This window comes from Campylobacter sp. LMG 17559 (assembly GCF_024723605.1).
Lineage (GTDB): Bacteria > Campylobacterota > Campylobacteria > Campylobacterales > Campylobacteraceae > Campylobacter_D.
Window position 1 is genome coordinate 51887 of the sequence record NZ_JANQCZ010000008.1, and the last position, 15137, is coordinate 67023.

At 29.8% G+C, this 15137-nt stretch carries 15 protein-coding genes and 1 pseudogene; 15 read left to right on the plus strand and 1 reads right to left on the minus strand.

The features are described from left to right. Positions 1–52 precede the first annotated feature (52 nt). From CAMP5082_RS05475 to CAMP5082_RS05535, 13 genes and pseudogenes are all read left to right on the plus strand, one after another. The gene (locus CAMP5082_RS05475) at positions 53–1576 is read left to right on the plus strand and encodes an LTA synthase family protein (protein WP_337206142.1); all 1524 of its coding nucleotides are present in this window, start codon (positions 53–55) and stop codon (positions 1574–1576) included. Between the two features lie 88 nt (positions 1577–1664). Continuing rightward, positions 1665–2957: a UDP-N-acetylmuramate--L-alanine ligase gene (gene murC / locus CAMP5082_RS05480; protein ID WP_263683220.1), complete on the plus strand. Its 1293-nt coding sequence runs from the start codon at positions 1665–1667 to the stop codon at positions 2955–2957. After that, positions 2950–3297: a hypothetical protein gene (locus CAMP5082_RS05485; RefSeq protein WP_214100544.1), complete on the plus strand. Its 348-nt coding sequence runs from the start codon at positions 2950–2952 to the stop codon at positions 3295–3297. The genes murC and CAMP5082_RS05485 overlap by 8 nt, the downstream gene beginning before the upstream one ends. After that, the gene (locus CAMP5082_RS05490; protein ID WP_337206143.1) at positions 3297–5495 is read left to right on the plus strand and encodes an endonuclease MutS2; all 2199 of its coding nucleotides are present in this window, start codon (positions 3297–3299) and stop codon (positions 5493–5495) included. Before CAMP5082_RS05485 ends, CAMP5082_RS05490 begins: the two co-directional genes overlap by 1 nt. Positions 5496–5539: 44 nt before the next feature. Next, on the plus strand, positions 5540–6238 hold the full coding sequence (locus CAMP5082_RS05495; protein ID WP_337206144.1) for an SIR2 family NAD-dependent protein deacylase: 699 nt from the start codon (positions 5540–5542) through the stop codon (positions 6236–6238). Beyond that, positions 6232–6825, plus strand: a complete 594-nt coding sequence (locus CAMP5082_RS05500; RefSeq protein WP_337206145.1) for a LysE family transporter — start codon at positions 6232–6234, stop codon at positions 6823–6825. Before CAMP5082_RS05495 ends, CAMP5082_RS05500 begins: the two co-directional genes overlap by 7 nt. 3 nt (positions 6826–6828) lie before the next feature. Further along, on the plus strand, positions 6829–7929 hold the full coding sequence (dapE, locus tag CAMP5082_RS05505; protein ID WP_337206146.1) for a succinyl-diaminopimelate desuccinylase: 1101 nt from the start codon (positions 6829–6831) through the stop codon (positions 7927–7929). A 134-nt stretch (positions 7930–8063) separates the two neighbouring features. Then, positions 8064–8804 carry a CAAX protease gene (locus CAMP5082_RS05510; protein ID WP_337206147.1) on the plus strand — a complete coding sequence of 247 codons (741 nt, stop codon included), beginning with the start codon at positions 8064–8066 and terminating at the stop codon, positions 8802–8804. A 31-nt stretch (positions 8805–8835) separates the two neighbouring features. Further along, positions 8836–9027, plus strand: coding sequence for a sulfur carrier protein ThiS (gene thiS / locus CAMP5082_RS05515; protein ID WP_066006795.1), 192 nt, complete (start codon positions 8836–8838; stop codon positions 9025–9027). After that, positions 9024–9824: a thiamine biosynthesis protein ThiF gene (thiF, locus tag CAMP5082_RS05520; protein WP_337206148.1), complete on the plus strand. Its 801-nt coding sequence runs from the start codon at positions 9024–9026 to the stop codon at positions 9822–9824. The genes thiS and thiF overlap by 4 nt, the downstream gene beginning before the upstream one ends. Further along, positions 9824–10582: a thiazole synthase gene (locus CAMP5082_RS05525; protein WP_337206149.1), complete on the plus strand. Its 759-nt coding sequence runs from the start codon at positions 9824–9826 to the stop codon at positions 10580–10582. The genes thiF and CAMP5082_RS05525 overlap by 1 nt, the downstream gene beginning before the upstream one ends. Before the next feature lies 1 nt (position 10583). After that, entirely contained in the window at positions 10584–11717 is a 1134-nt protein-coding gene (gene thiH, locus CAMP5082_RS05530) for a 2-iminoacetate synthase ThiH (protein WP_337206150.1), read from the plus strand. Continuing rightward, a pseudogene (locus CAMP5082_RS05535) lies at positions 11707–12320 on the plus strand (thiamine phosphate synthase). Before thiH ends, CAMP5082_RS05535 begins: the two are co-directional and overlap by 11 nt. A gap of 4 nt (positions 12321–12324) precedes the next feature. On the opposite strand, the gene CAMP5082_RS05540 reads toward CAMP5082_RS05535, so the two are convergent. Next, positions 12325–13686: a DASS family sodium-coupled anion symporter gene (locus CAMP5082_RS05540; RefSeq protein WP_263683233.1), complete on the minus strand. Its 1362-nt coding sequence runs from the start codon at positions 13684–13686 to the stop codon at positions 12325–12327. Between the two features lie 206 nt (positions 13687–13892). On the opposite strand from CAMP5082_RS05540, the gene mapA reads away from it, so the two are divergent. Together mapA and CAMP5082_RS05550 are read left to right on the plus strand one after the other, a co-directional pair. Further along, positions 13893–14540: an outer membrane lipoprotein MapA gene (gene mapA / locus CAMP5082_RS05545; RefSeq protein WP_263679641.1), complete on the plus strand. Its 648-nt coding sequence runs from the start codon at positions 13893–13895 to the stop codon at positions 14538–14540. After that, the gene (locus CAMP5082_RS05550; RefSeq protein WP_263737022.1) at positions 14537–15109 is read left to right on the plus strand and encodes a ComF family protein; all 573 of its coding nucleotides are present in this window, start codon (positions 14537–14539) and stop codon (positions 15107–15109) included. Before mapA ends, CAMP5082_RS05550 begins: the two co-directional genes overlap by 4 nt. Positions 15110–15137: the final 28 nt, after the last annotated feature.

Genomic DNA, 15137 nt, shown 5'->3' on the forward strand with positions numbered 1-15137 from the left:
TACTAAGGCGATATTACCTATAGTATTTTCTGATTATCCCATTATAAAAGCATTGTTATTAGCTGTAATTTTTAGCGTATTTTGTTTTTATCTTAATATTAAAATTCTTAGCTTAAAACTAGAGACTATTAAAGTAAAACTAGTATTTTTTGTTTTATTAAACATTTTGCTAATTTATGCTTATGTTATAGCGCTAAGAGGACATTTTACTTATAATGCATTGAGAGCTTCAAATTATGAATTTAGCACCATAAAAGCTTTTAATGAAATTTCTACAAATCCTTTAATGGCTTTTTCATGGGCATATAAAGAGTATAAAAATCAACAAGAATTTAAAAGCGTAGATATAAAACAGCTTAATCAACTAGAAGAAAAACTTTTTCCTATGTTTGATACTACTTTGACACATCAAAATCATGCTAAAAATCATATTTATATTAACATCATGGAAAGTTTTGGTTTAAATTTAGCTGAGTTTAGCACTGAAAATACTAATCTTTTGGGAAATTTAGAAAAACATTTTGAGCAAGATACTATTTTTACTAGATTTTTATCCAGTGCAAACAATACCATAGAAAGTTTTAATCGTTTGGTTTTTTTAAGTCCAAATATTATTTCAAATGGATTATATCAAAAAGAAAAATTAGCCTTTACGCCTTTGCAAATTTATAAAAATGCAGGGTATAAAATAGTTTTTGTTTATAGTGGTAATGCTTCTTGGTATAATCTTGGCAATTATTTTAAAAATCAAGGTGTAGATGAAATTATAGATGAAAATACACTGATGCAAGATTTTCCACAAGCTAGAAAAATAAAACATAAATACGGTATAGCCGATGAGTTTATGTATAAAAAAATATATTCTATATTTGAAAATGCTAAAAATCCTACGCTAGTTATTTCTCTTAGTATTTCCACTCATAGACCTTATATACACAAAAGCAAAACACAACTTATCGATGAGAATGCTTTAGATAAAAAGATATTAAATCAATTTATTATTGGTGATTTTATAGGTGCTTTAAATGCTTATGCGTATGCAAATGATGAATTTGGAAAATTTTTAGATCGCATAAAAGAAAGTAGTTTTGGGGAAAATATTATTATTGCTGCTACAGGTGATCATAGATTTAGAGATATTAAAATGGATATAAAATCCCAAAAAGCTTTTGCTTATAGTGTACCTTTTTATTTATATCTTCCAAAGTATTTAAAAAATGATATTTATTATGATAAAAACCGTGTGGGTTCGCATAAGGATATTTTTCCAACGCTTTATAATCTTACTCTTAGTGATACAAAATATTTAAGTTTAGGAGGAAGAGATATATTAGCACCTATAAAAAACGAAAAGCTAGAATTTGGTTTTAATGAGCTTGTTTGGATTGATCAAAATGGAGTGTATGATGGAAATAATGGTTATTATTTTGAAAATAATACTAGTATAAAAGATACAAATAAGGCTTTTGAGTTAGATTTATATCATAAAAATTTTTCAAAAAATTATAAAGACTTGTTTCAAAAGCAATTAAATTATAGACTAATTAATCTTAAAACATCAAACAATGGTGATTAGATTTTATTTATAAAGATTTTTTATATTTTATTTTTAGTAAATAAATGATAGAATTTTGCCTTAAATTTTCAAAAAATTTGAGGCAAGAATGCAAAAAATTCATTTTATAGGTATAGGTGGTATTGGAATTTCAGCTTTGGCGAGATTTTTAAAAGAACAAGGCTTTAAGATTAGTGGTTCTGATATCAAAGAAAGTAAAATCACAAAAGAATTAGAAAAAGAAGGTATAAATATAAAAATTCCTCATCATAAAGACAATGTCAAAGATGTGGATTTAGTGGTGTATTCAGCTGCTATCAAAGAAGACAATGAAGAATTAATTAGTGCAAAAAAACAAAACATCACAACACTTTCAAGAAAAGAAGCCTTGCCTATGATTTTAAAAGACAAGAGAGTTTTTGCAGTTGCGGGAGCTCATGGCAAAAGCACAACTTCAAGCATTTTAGCAAGCTTGATAGAAGCCTCTGTGATTATTGGTGCGGTGCTAAAAGAAAGTGGCACTAATATGCTTTATAAAGAAAGTGAAAATCTCATCTTTGAAGCTGATGAGAGTGATAGCTCTTTTTTAAATTCAAATCCTTATTTAGCTATAGTGACTAATGTTGAAGCAGAACATTTAGATCATTATGGAAACGATCTTGCAAGATTACACAAAGCTTATGAAGACTTTTTGCATTTGTCTAAAATTCAAGTGATTAATGCTGAAGATGAGTTTTTATCAAGTTTAAATTTAAATAATGCAAAAAAGCTTTATCCAAGTAAAGATATTACAAATATTTATATGAAAGTAGAAAATTTTAAGCCAAAAACCTATTTTACGCTTAAAGATTTAGGTGAATTTAGTGTTTTTGGTATGGGTGAGCATGTAGCGATGGACGCTGCTTTGGCTATTTTGGCTGCGAGTGAATTTATAAATATAGAAGAGCTAAAAACTAAGCTTTTAAAATATCAAGGGATTAAAAAAAGATTTGATATTTTGTTTGCAAATGAAAATATGGCTTTGATTGATGATTATGGACACCATCCAACAGAAATCAAAACAACACTTAAAGCAGCAAGTGAGTATGCAAGGCTAGCTGGATATGAAAAAATCATAGCTATTTTTGAGCCTCACCGTTATACGCGTTTAAGTGCAAATATAGAGTATTTTAGCGAGGTTTTAGCAAATGTTGATGAGCTTTATATTTTACCTGTGTATGCAGCAGGGGAAGCTAAGATAGAAATTAATATGCAAAAATACTTTCCAAAAGCTAAATTTATAAAAGAAATCAAAAGAGAAGAAAATGCTATTTATCTTGATGATGAGTTGATTGAAAATGGTTTGGTAATTGGCTTTGGTGCGGGAGATATAAGCACAAAGCTCAGGGGCAAGTATGTTTAAGATTTTTTTATATATCTTAGCTTTTTTTGCGATTTTGCTTTTTTTCATTTTTTTGCGTAAAAAAATAGGCAAGATTAGTAATTATCTTTTGATTTTAGTCTTGATTTTAATGATTGCTTTTGCGATTAAATTTGAGCTAAGTGCTACAAGAAGTGGGGTTTTAAAAAAAGAAACACTCAATGCATTTTTACAAGGACAAAGTCTAATTTGCAAAGATATTAATGTCACTAAAGAGTATTTTAACTTTGAGCATGGAACACAAAGTTTTATTTCAAATGGTAAAAATAAACAATTTAAAGCCTATGTTTTTGATATAAAAGATTGCAAGGTAGATAAATAATGCAAGAGCAATTTTTTAAGAAGCTAGATTTAGATGGCTATATAGAAGACTTTAAAGGGCTTTTTGCAAGAGATAAAGAAATTTTTTTACAAGGTGATAGCAAGCTTCATTATAAAAGGATTAACGAACTTTCGTTGATTGATTTTAATCCTCCGCCTATGATAGAAGAGTTAAATAGTGCTTTAACTCATCTTAGCAAGCAAGGAATTTTACATTTAAGCCAAAGCTTTGAATTTATTAAAATCTGTATGTATTTTAGTTACTTAAAGGGCTTAAAATTTGAAGAAAGTTTAAAAGAGTGGCTTTTAAAAATAGAAATTCCACAGGCTATTTTGGAGCTTTTTGAGTATTTTGATGAAAAGGGTGAGATTAAAGAAAGTGTCGATGAAAGACTTGTTAATCTAAATTTAGCTCTAAAGATAAAAAAAGAAAGCTTGGTAGTTGAGTTTAAAAAACTTACCTATATTAAAAATCTTAGTGCTTATTTAATTGATACGCAAATCCATCTTATCAATGGTATGGAGGCCTTGCTTTTACGCGGCGGGTTTAATCATGTCTTAAAAGCAAAAATCATAGGTAGAAGTAGCGGCGGTGGATTTTATGTGGTGCCTTTGAGTGTAGAAAAAATCCAAAGTCAAATAGATGAAATCAAAGATGCTAAAGAAGAAATTTTTTATGAGTATGCTAAAAAAATCAGCTTAATTTTTTATAAAAATTTGATGTTTTTGAAATTTATCAATAATGCTTTTGATTTATTTGATCATTATAGCGCTAGAGTTTTGATGGCTAAAAAGCATGATTATGAGTTTGTTTTAGCTGATAGTTCTAATAATTTAAGCTTATATAACTTCGCACATCCAGCTTTAAAAAATGCAAAAAGTGTTAATATAGAATTTAATAAAAAAGTTTTAATCATCACGGGTGTAAATGCAGGTGGTAAGTCTATGCTTTTAAAAGGAATTTTAAGTGCAGCTTTACTTGCAAAGCATTTACTTCCTATGAGAATTAATGCACAAAAAAGCCAAATAGGAAATTTCAAAGAATTTGATGCGATTTTAGAAGATCCGCAAAATGTAAAAAATGATATTTCTACTTTTGCAGGAAGAATGTTGCATTTTTCTAAGCTTTTGGGTAAGAAAAATGTTTTATTAGGGGTTGATGAGATAGAGCTTGGGACAGATTTTGAGGAAGCTGCGTGTTTATATACTGAGCTTATTTCTAAGCTTTTAGAACAAGATAATAAAATCATCATTACAACCCACCACAAACGCCTTGCTATGCTTTTAGCTAAAAATTCACAAGTTGAACTCATCGCTGCTTTGTATGATGAGGAATTATCACGCCCAAAATATGAGTTTTTAAAAGGTACTATAGGTAAATCTTATGCATTTGAAACGGCTTTAAGATATGGCATAAGTGCAAATTTAGTGCAAAATGCTAAAAAGCTTTATGGAGAAGATAAAGAAAATTTAGAAGAAATGGTAAGTAAAAATATCAATCTTGAACTTTCTTTACGCAAAAAAAATGAAGAACTTGAGAAAAAAGAAGCCAAAGTAGATGAAATTTTATTTTCACTCAAAGATCAAAAAGAAAAAAATGAGCAAGAATTTAAAAAGCTTGTTTCTAATTTAGAGTTTAAATATCACAAAGCCATAGAAGAAGCTAAAAAAACAATAAATCTAAAAGATATCAAAGAAAAACAAAGAAGTTTAAACAAAGCCAATGAACTTAAAAAAAGCATTGTTTTACCAAGTATGGAGCAAAATGAAGAACTTAGAGTTGGGGATTTTGTAAAATATGAAAAAATCAAAGGTAAAATCACTGCAATTTCAAAAAATGACGCGATGATTCAAAGCGATGGTTTAAGTTTGCGTGTACCTTTAAAGCTTCTTAAAAAAAGCAATCAAACCCCAACACAAAAGGTAAAATCAAGTGTCAATATAACCCGCCCAAGTGCTTTAAATATGACTTTAGATTTGCACGGCTTAAGAAGTGATGAAGCGCTTGAAAGATTAGATAAATTTATCTCTGATGCTTTGATAGTAGGTTTTGATGAGGTGATAGTTTATCATGGTATAGGCACAGGAAAATTAGCTTTTGCGGTAAAAGAGTTTTTAAAAGCTCACAAAAGTGTAAAAAGCTTTAATGATGCTCCGATTAATCAAGGTGGTTTTGGCGCTAAGGTGGTTAAGCTTTAAGTAAAATTATAGTAAAACCTTTAAAACAATAATGAGGTTTAACAATGAAAAATATAATGATATTAAGCGGAGCAGGACTTAGTGCTCCAAGTGGTATAAAGACTTTTAGAGCTAGTGGTGGACTTTGGGAAGAGCATGATGTGATGGAAGTTTGCTCTGCAACTGGCTTTAGAAAAAATCCTAAAAAAGTTTTAGAATTTTATAATAAAAGAAGAAAAGAACTAGCTAGTGTTAAGCCAAATCACGCACATGAAATCATCGCTTTATTAAAACAAAAATTTCCAAAACAAATTAGCGTTTTAACACAAAATGTAGATGATTTATTAGAGCGAGCAGGCTGTGAAGAAGTGGTGTATTTGCATGGCTTTTTACCTGAGCTTAGGTGTTTAGAGTGTGAAAATATTTTTAACATAGGTTATGAAAGTAGTGATGATAAAATTTGTCCTAAATGTCAAAGCAAAAGTGTAAGACATAATATCGTGATGTTTGAAGAAATGGCACCAAATTATAAAATTTTATATGAAAAATTACAAAATTGTGATTTATTTGTATGTATAGGCACAAGTGGGCAGGTTTTACCCGTGGGAGAGTATGCAAGAGCATGTAAGCAAAGCATATTAAACAATCTTGATGAGGATAAATATTTAGAAAGTAATTTCACAAAAGTTTATATAGAAGATGTTTGCACAGCCATTGATAAAATCAAAACTGATATAGAAAATTTCTTGGAAGAAAAATGTTAGAAGTAATCTTACAAGGCATAGTTTTAGGCATGGGTGTGTCTGTGCCTTTTGGGCCTGTAAATATTTTGATCTTAAATACTGCTTTGTCTTCTTTTAAAAATGCTTTTTGCGTTGGGCTTGGTGCTTTAAGTGCTGATATACTTTTTTTGATTTTGATTAATCTTGGGCTTTTAAGCTTTGCAAATAATGAATTTTTTTATAAAATACTAGCGGTTTTTGGCTTTTTCTTTTTGAGTTTTATGGTATTTTTAATGCTAAGAAAAACAAGAAAAGTCGATCTTAACAAGGTAAATAAAACTCATCCTTTAAAAGGTTTTAGTAAAGGATTTTTTTTAAATGTTACAAATCCTTATGTTATAGGTTTTTGGGTGAGTGTAGCAGGACTTAGCGTGCAGAGTAAAAACTCTTTTGCCTTGCTTTTTGGTTTGGTGGGTTTTATTGTATTTTGGATTTTTACTTTATCGTTTTTTGTGTCTAAATTCAAAGCCCTTGTAAGAAACAAACATATATTTTATATCAATCTTTTTTCAGCATTTATTTTAGAGTATTTTGCTCTTTCTATGCTGTATAAAGCTTTTATAGGATAAAACATGCAAGTAGTTGAAATTTTTAAAGAATTAAGTAAATTTAAATCCATCACTCCAGATGATGATGGAGCATTAAATTATATCGCAGTGGAGTTAAGTGATTTTGAAGCTTTTTTTATAGAAAAAGAAGGTGTGAAAAATCTTTTGCTGACTAAAAAATTTAGTGATGATGGCGAGCATTTGGCTTTTGGCGGACATGTAGATGTAGTACCTGCAGGAGAGGGTTGGAGTAGTGATCCTTTTGAGCCTTTAGAAAAAGATGGGTTTATTTATGCAAGAGGCGCACAAGATATGAAAAGTGGCGTGGCTGCTTTTATGTGTGCGGTTAAGGAGGCAGAAAATTTCAAAGGAAGAATTTCACTGATTTTAACAAGCGATGAAGAAGGTGAGGCTAAATTTGGCACGCTTGAAGTGCTTAAATTTATGCAAGAAAAAGATATGCTACCTGATTTTGCTGTGGTTGCTGAGCCAACTTGTGATAAAAAATTTGGAGATAGTATTAAAATAGGGCGTCGTGGTTCTATTAATGCAAAATTACTTATCAAAGGTAAACAAGGTCATGTAGCATACCCGCAAAAATGTATAAATCCTGTGCATAATTTTGCTTCTGCTTTGAAATTTTTAGTAGGATTTGATCTTGATCCAGGTGATGAGGTATTTGCACCATCTAAAATTGTTATTACTGATATACGCGGTGGTATGGAAGTGTGCAATGTAACTCCAAATGATTTAAAACTGATGTTTAATGTAAGAAATTCTCCACAAACTAGCTTAGAAGATGTAAAAGCTTATGTAGAAAAGATTTGCGAAGGACTTGATTATGAGTTGTGTTTGAATCAAAGTTCAAAACCTTTTTTAACACAAAGTGATTCTAAAATCGTACAAAAGCTAAATGAGAGTGTACAAAAAATCACTCAAGTAGTGCCAGAACTTAACACCAAAGGTGGCACAAGCGATGCAAGATATTTTGCTGAGTTTGGTGTGAAAGTAGTAGAATTTGGCGTATGTAATGATAGAATTCATGCTATTGATGAGAGGGTGAGTATAGAAGAGCTTGAAAAATTGTATTTAGTTTTTAAAGATTTATTAGAGAATTTTAATTAGGAAAAAACATGGATGTAATAGGAATTTAGAGTAGCCTCTCATTTAAGAGTACCTTGCAGCTACCGGCAAGTTAGCCCTCTAAACTTCTAAAATTATATCATTAATTTTTTAAAATGGAATTAATAGGAAGTAAAATGTCTTTTGAGCTTGATGTAAGTAGCTATGAAAAAATAGAAAAGCTATTTATCAATTTTAAATTTAGAATGATAAAAGGGATCAATGTTTTGCATTTTGGATATTTGTGGGGAGCTTGCAAAGAAGCACAAAAGATTTTAGAAAAAAATCAAAAATGCGAAGATTTGTTTGAACTAATTATGAAAATTTATTCCAAAAGACGCAAAAATCATCAAGCAAATTTTTTACTTTTACAATGTTATGAAAATGCTCTAAGAAGTATTTTAGCAGTAAAAATAGCAAATTTGTATAATAAGTTAGATGATGATTGGTTTAAAACTGGTGAAGAAGTTTTTAATCCTGCTTTGAAAAATCTTTTAAAAAAAGTTAAAAAGAGATGTCAAAAAATAGATGAATATAATAGCACTTGGCAAATTTTTGATGATTTTTGTTTGATTGATTTAGAAGAGATATTGATAGATCATTGGAGTGAATTTGCTTATATATTTAAAGATAAAAAAATATATAAAAATCAAGTCTTACCAAGTTTTGGCGCCAAAGAACATCTTAAGACAAAACTAAGTCAAATAAGAAAAGCTAGAAATGAAACCTATCATAATAAACCTACAAAAATAAAATTTAAAAAAGATTTGGAAATTTTACTTTTGAGACTTGGTTATAATTTAGAAGATGCTATTGATATTGGAGAGGTAAAAGAAGCTATTATTTTAAGATTTAATTATAATAATGCAAGCGAGTAAGTATTTTAAGTAAAATAAATAAAGGTTTTAAATGATTATCAATGGACAAAAGCTTGAGTTAAAAGAGCTTAGATTTATGGATTATGTTAAAGAAAAGCAATTAAAAATAGAATTTATCGCCTTAGAATTAAACGGAGAAATTATCCCAAGGGATAAATTTGAAAATTTAATTTTAAAAGAAAATGATAAAGTAGAGATTGTTACTTTTGTAGGTGGTGGTTGATGAAAATTAAATTTAATGGTAGTATGATAGACACACATTTTAAAAACACTTTGGAATTTTTTCAAAATGTGAGTAAAAATGAAAATGATGTATGGATAGTCAATGGTTTTGCGACAAAAGAAAGTTTGGAACTAAAAGAAAATGATGAGCTTTTTTGTATAGAAAAAAATACTTTACCCCCATATGAAGCTCTTGATGCGATGATGAGGGCAAGACATACTCCAAAACTTCATGATAAACTTAAAAAGGCAAGTGTGGCAGTGTGTGGGCTTGGTGGGCTTGGCTCGCATATAGCTATAAATTTAGCAAGAAGTGGGGTTGGTAGGCTTCATTTGATTGATTTTGATGTGGTGGAGCCAAGCAATCTTAACCGCCAAGCTTATATGGTGGAAGATTTGGGTAAATTTAAGGCTGAAGCTTTAAAAGATCAAATCGCTAAAATTAATCCTTTTATAGAAGTATTTGCACAAGTTTTAAAAATAGAAAAAGAAAATATAGCCGAACTTTTTACAAATGATGATTTAGTTTGTGAAGCCTTTGATAGTGCAAAATATAAAGCTCTTTTAGCGCAAAATTTTCACCAACACTATCCTCAAAAAACATTAATTTGTGCTTCTGGCTTAGCAGGATATGGAGATAGTAATAGCATACAAACAAGAAAAATCGCAAAAAACTTTTATGTTTGTGGTGATTTAAAAAACGAGGCAAAAGTAGGCAATGGACTTATGGCACCGCGTGTAAATATTTGTGCAGGACATCAAGCAAATTTAGTTTTAGAACTTTTAGTGAGCGAGTAATGGAAAAATTAAAAATAGGAAAATATGAGTTTAATTCTAGGTTTATTTTAGGTTCTGGGAAATTTTCTTTTGAGCTTATAAGATCAGCTATTGAAGAAGCAAAAGTTGAGATTATCACCTTAGCTTTGCGTAGGGTAAATGATAAAGGCATAGAAAATATACTTGATTTTATCCCAAAGCATATTAAGCTTTTACCAAATACTTCAGGTGCAAGAAATGCCAATGAGGCATTGCGTATAGCAAGACTTGCAAGAGAGCTTGGTTGTGGAGATATGATTAAGGTTGAAGTAATTAGCGATAGTAAATATTTATTACCGGATAATTATGAAAGTATAAAAGCAGTGGAACTTTTAGCAAATGAGGGTTTTACACCTTTAGTTTATATGTATCCTGATTTATATGCAGCACGTGCTATGGCTAGTGTGGGAGCTGCTGCTATAATGCCTCTTGGAGCACCTATAGGAAGCAATAAAGGCTTAAAAACTAAAGAATTTATACAAATTTTGCTTAACGAAATTAGCTTGCCTATTATAGTTGATGCAGGCATAGGAAATCCCGCACAAGCTTGCGAAGCCATGCAAATGGGAGTAAGTGCAGTGATGGTAAATACTGCCATAGCTCAAGCTAAAGATGTAGCAAAAATGGCAAAGGCTTTTGCTTTAGCTATAGATGCAGGATATAATGCGTATTTAGCAGGCATAGCAAATGAAAGCATGCCAAGTGCAAGCTCGCCTTTGAGTGGTTTTTTAAGAGATTAAAATGCAAAAATATCCTCATATGCAAAGTATTGAAAGTGAAATTTTAACTAAGGTTTTAAAAGAAGTTGAAAATTTTGATGAAAGTAAATTTAGCGCTTTTGATGTAAAACAAGCTTTAGCTAAAGATTATCTTAACTTAGAAGATTTAAAAGCCTTGCTTTCAAGCACAGCGGAAGATTTTATAGAAGATTTGGCGCAAAAATCAAGCAAGATTACTCAAAAATATTTTGGAAATTCCATTTTGCTTTTTACACCTTTATATCTTTCTAATTTTTGCAATAGCAAATGCACTTATTGTGGGTTTCAAAAAGGAAATAACATTAAAAGAGCTAAGCTAAATGAGGCTGAAATTCACAAAGAAATGCAAGAGATTAAAAAAAGTGGTTTGGAAGAAATTTTACTCTTAACGGGTGAGGGCAGGGAGTATGCTAGCGTAGAATATCTTGCCAAAGCTTGTGAGATAGCAAAAGAGTATTTTAAGGTCGTTGGGATTGAAGTTTATTCTATGAATGTAGATGAGTATGCATTGCTTCATGAGAAGGGTTGCGAATATGTAAGTGTTTATCAAGAAACTTACAATCAAAAAACTTATTCTAAAATTCATATTGAAGGTGAAAAAAGTGTATTTGAGTATCGTTTTCATGCGCAAGAACGAGCGTTAAAAGCGGGTATGAGAGGGGTTGCTTTTGGAGCTTTACTTGGTATAGATGATTTTAGAAAAGATGCTTTTGCTACGGCATTGCATGCGTATTTTTTACAGCAAAAATACCCTCATGCTGAAATAGCTTTGTCTATCCCTAGATTAAGACCTATTATTAATAATAAAAAAATTCATCCAAAAGATGTAAGCGAAACAAGACTTTTGCAAGTTTTATGTGCTTATAGATTGTTTTTACCTTTTGCAGGTATTACGATTTCTACGCGTGAAAGAGCAGGATTTAGAGACGGAGTTATTAAACTTGGAGCTACTAAAATGAGTGCAGGTGTGAGCGTGGGAGTGGGTGAGCATCAAGGTGATAAAAAAGGCGATGATCAGTTTCAAATTAGTGATATGCGTAGTGTTAATGAGGTTTTATCTATGTTAAAAAATGCAAATTTGCAAGCTATAATGAGCGATAGTATTTATGTGGGATAAAAAAATCATTGCTATTAGCGATAGTCAAAATACCCAAGGAGATTTTTTAAATTTTATTGAAAAACTAAGCCAAAGTAGTATTGATGCTTTAGTGCTTAGAGAAAAACATTTAGATGAGTTAGAATACGCTAAATTAGCCAAAGAAGTATTAAAAATTTTTAATAAAACTCAAAAGATTTGCTTTTTGCATTATCATTATGAAGTTTGTTTAAAATTAAATCATCAATTTTTTCATGCTCCTTTATTTGTTTTACAAAATTACCTACAAAGCTATAAAAAATTTGAGCTTTTGGGTACTTCCATCCATTCTAAAGAAGAATTGGATTTAGCTTATAAACTTAAAGTAAATCATGCTTTTTTTGGGCATGTATTTAAAAGTTCTTGTAAGGCTGATTTAGCTCCAAAAGGTATAAAAAATTTAAAAGATTTGTTAGAAGTTTCAAAAATACCCATTTATGCCATAGGTGGCATAAATACTCAAACTATAAACCACTTAAAAGATTTAAATTTAGCAGGTGTGTGTATAAGAGAAGCTTTGTATAAAAGTGAAAATGTAAAAAATATATTTTAAGATGTAAAGATCTTTTAGTCCAAAAGGACTAAAAGATTATAACCAGAAGAAATATGCAATTATTGCAAGGCTAATTGAACAGAATATATTTAGTATAATTCCTACTCTTACCATTTCTTGTTGTTTGATATGGCCAGTACCAAAAACTATAGCATTTGGTGGTGTAGCAACTGGTAGCATGAAAGCACAAGAAGCGCCAATAGCAATAATTAAAGCAAGTCCTAAAGCAGGAACACCTAAAGTATCTGCTATAGAGATAAACAAAGGCACAAGCAAGGCTGCTGAAGCAGTATTTGAGGTAAATTCTGTTAAAAATACTATAAAAAATGCTATGATTAAGCCTATAACAAATAAATGTCCATTTTCTATAAATGAAATAATGGTATCAGCCATAACCTTGCTAGCACCTGAATCCTTTAACACTACACTTAGAGTAATACCTCCACCAAAGAGCATTAACACGCCCCAATCAGTATTTTTTTGTACATTTTTCCAATCAATTACTTTAAATGCACATACTAAAACAGCTGCAAGCAAGGCAATAATTGCATCAAGATTTGCTATTTTATGTCCAAAAATACTTGTGATGATAGGACCTATATTGCCACTAAAAATCCAAGATAGCGCAACCACTAAAAAGATTATTAAAGTGATGATTCTAGGTCTTGTAAGTTCTATATTTTCAGTGTGTAAATCAACTTGTAGATTAAACCTTGGTTTAAACATAAAATACAAAATCAAAATCATTGCAGGTAAAAAGATTAAAACAATAGGAATACCATATTTTAACCACTGTGCAAAACTAATGTGTAATTGAGTAGCAACAATAGCATTTGGCGGAGTTCCCACTATAGTGCCTATACCACCTATACTTGCACTAAAAGCTATACCTAAAAGAATGAAAACATAAGTATTTCTATCTTTTTGTGGATCAAGTGAAGCTAACATACCTATAGCAAGCGGAAGCATCATAGCTGCGGTTGCAGTATTGCTCATCCACATAGATAAAAATGCAGTAGTGATAAAAATATATAAACTTGATAAACCTAAATGTCCTTTTGCCAGGGTTAAAATTTTATGCGCAATTAGCTTATCTAGTTTTTGATGATGCATGGCTGCTGCTAGAGCAAAACCACCAAAAAATAAAAAGATATTAGAATCAGCAAAGCCTGTTAAAGCCTTAGCAGTAGGTAATAATCCTAAGATGGCTGCTAAAACAGGTACTAAAATAGCTGTAATAGTAACATGCAAAGCTTCGCTAAGCCACAATATAGCGATAAAGATCAACAGGGATAATCCTTGGTTTACCTTAGTTTCGCCAAAAGGGGAGAAATAAAGCAAAGCGATAAATAACACTAAATCAGCAATAACTATAAGTGTTTTTGTGTTTGAACTCATTTAACAACTCCTTTAAAATATTGTAGTTTTGTAACATATTCTAAATGAATTTTCTTTTAAATATTAATTTTTATATAATTTTTTTTTACAAAATTATTTTTGTGTGAAAAAAAGTAATTTTTAGTAAAATTCATTTGTTTTTGGTATAATTTTTGCTGATTAAAAATCATCTTAATCAAAAAGATGATTGCTTTTAAGGAAAGATAATGTTTAAAAAAATGTTCGTATGTATTTTAGCTTTGTTTTTTGGCGCTTGTGCTGTAAACCCTAAAAATCAAGGTGTAGCTAAGGTTAATGAAGTTATAAAAATCCAAGCACAGTGTTATAATCCTTCTGATTCTAAAGCATATGAAGCAAAAATTAAAGGTCTTGTGTATATTAGTGATGTAGGACTTAAGTATTGTACAAATAAAAGAACAATTGATAAAAGTGCTTCTTTGAAAAAAGTTTATATTCATAGAGTGTATGATTTAAATGAGAATTTGAAATATTCTTCTTCTAATGGAAATAATTATTATATTAATGAAAATTTTAACTACTATTTTTATGTGTTTTTAAAAGAAGAATTAGAAAATAGAGGTATAGTAGTGGTTGAAAATACACAAGATTCTCCTTATGTTTTAAGAGTAGATTTGAGTTTTAATGATTTTTATTCTAAATTTGATTCTAATTCTTTATTTTCAATTATTGCTAGTCAGCTAACATTAAAAGATATTAACACTAATAAAACTATTAACATTAAAACTAAACAAGAAGTTAAAGGTTTTTATAATATTAAAGATCTGCCTTTCTTCACTCAGCTTCTTATAAAACAAGTAGCTAATAAATCTGCAGATATTATCAGCTCTTTGTGAGGTGTTTTAGTTGCCATGGATTTTCCTTTGCGAGCTTTTGTCCAGCTTGCAAGGAAGAGCTTTTAGAATATTCTTTAGGTATAAGAGAACTTGATAAAGGTTTTAAGGTTTATTATTTTTATCAATATGAACAAATTAAACATCTAATTTATTTTAAACACAAATTTCAAGGATATTTTGTTTTAAATGCGCTTGCAAAACTAAGTTTTGCTAAATTTAAAGATTTTTTTCAACCCTCTTGTGAAATTAATGCCATAGCCTTGGATGATAAAACATACAAAAACTACTCTCATACTGCTATTTTAACCAAACATTTAAAAACTCAATTTATAAAACCTATGTATCATGCTTTGCAAGCTAATTCAGAATTTAAATATAGTGGAAAAAGTTTGCAATTTCGTAAAGATAATAAAAGATCTTATAAGCTTTTAAAGCGTCCAAAATATCCTGTGATTTTAGTAGATGATGTTGTAACTACGGGATTAAGTTTGCTTGAAGCAAGAGAGCTTTTAGAAAAAAATAATATCGAAGTACTTTTTGCTTTAGTTTTAGCTAATGCAAAAGAATAATCTGCTAAAATATAAAGATTAATTTTAA

Coding starts and splice junctions, on each gene's coding strand:
- murC (WP_263683220.1), top strand. CDS start 1,665: ATGCAAAAAATTCATTTTATAGGTATAGGTGGTATTGGAATTTCAGCT.
- CAMP5082_RS05485 (WP_214100544.1), top strand. CDS start 2,950: ATGTTTAAGATTTTTTTATATATCTTAGCTTTTTTTGCGATTTTGCTT.
- CAMP5082_RS05490 (WP_337206143.1), top strand. CDS start 3,297: ATGCAAGAGCAATTTTTTAAGAAGCTAGATTTAGATGGCTATATAGAA.
- CAMP5082_RS05495 (WP_337206144.1), top strand. CDS start 5,540: ATGAAAAATATAATGATATTAAGCGGAGCAGGACTTAGTGCTCCAAGT.
- CAMP5082_RS05500 (WP_337206145.1), top strand. CDS start 6,232: ATGTTAGAAGTAATCTTACAAGGCATAGTTTTAGGCATGGGTGTGTCT.
- dapE (WP_337206146.1), top strand. CDS start 6,829: ATGCAAGTAGTTGAAATTTTTAAAGAATTAAGTAAATTTAAATCCATC.
- CAMP5082_RS05510 (WP_337206147.1), top strand. CDS start 8,064: ATGTCTTTTGAGCTTGATGTAAGTAGCTATGAAAAAATAGAAAAGCTA.
- thiS (WP_066006795.1), top strand. CDS start 8,836: ATGATTATCAATGGACAAAAGCTTGAGTTAAAAGAGCTTAGATTTATG.
- CAMP5082_RS05525 (WP_337206149.1), top strand. CDS start 9,824: ATGGAAAAATTAAAAATAGGAAAATATGAGTTTAATTCTAGGTTTATT.
- thiH (WP_337206150.1), top strand. CDS start 10,584: ATGCAAAAATATCCTCATATGCAAAGTATTGAAAGTGAAATTTTAACT.
- CAMP5082_RS05540 (WP_263683233.1), bottom strand. CDS start 13,686: ATGAGTTCAAACACAAAAACACTTATAGTTATTGCTGATTTAGTGTTA.
- mapA (WP_263679641.1), top strand. CDS start 13,893: ATGTTTAAAAAAATGTTCGTATGTATTTTAGCTTTGTTTTTTGGCGCT.